Annotated in this window: 1 protein-coding gene; it reads right to left on the bottom strand. The window is 55.8% G+C overall.

Translation table 11 applies throughout. The features are described 5' to 3' along the window. On the bottom strand, positions 1-593 hold a 593-nt coding region (locus ICT70_RS15345; RefSeq protein ID WP_272977248.1), incomplete at both ends, for a reverse transcriptase domain-containing protein.

Below are 593 nucleotides of genomic sequence, written 5' to 3'. Positions count from 1 at the left end.
ACGCTTCACGCTGGCTGGTGCAACTTTGAGTCGCGGCTTTTTGTGAAAGGTCATGCTATAGCCGAGGAAGCTGCGGTTCCACGGTCGGTCTACGGCACTTTTGCTCCGATTGACCTTGAGTTTCAGCTGCTCTTCGAGGTACTGGCTCACCGAGTCCATGACCCGCTGTGCGCTGCGTCTGCTCTGCAAGTAGATATTGCAGTCGTCGGCATAGCGGCAGAAGCGGTGGCCACGGCGTTCCAGTTCCTTGTCTAATTCATCGAGAAGGATGTTCGACAGCAGCGGGGAGAGTGGCCCACCTTGCGGGGTCCCTTCCATCCGTGGCGAGACAGTTCCTCCTTCGAGCAGACCTGCCTGTAGGTAACGACGAATGAGCCGTAACACCTGTTTGTCTTTGACTCTCCGCGCAATCCTCGTCATTAAAATGTCGTGATTGACACGGTCAAAGAACTTCTCCAGATCCAGATCGACAATCCAGCGATAGCCTTCAGCAACATGCTGCCGGGCCTTTCGGACGGCTTGCTGGGCACTGCGTCTGGGACGAAACCCGTAGGACGCTTCGGAGAAGTGCGGTTCGAAGATGAGCATCAACT

It is taken from the genome of Pelovirga terrestris (assembly GCF_014773365.1).
Taxonomy (GTDB): Bacteria; Desulfobacterota; Desulfuromonadia; order Desulfuromonadales; family Geopsychrobacteraceae; genus Pelovirga; species Pelovirga terrestris.
The sequence above is the reverse complement of the archived record's forward strand: the minus strand, read 5'-3'. Positions and strand labels throughout refer to the sequence as shown.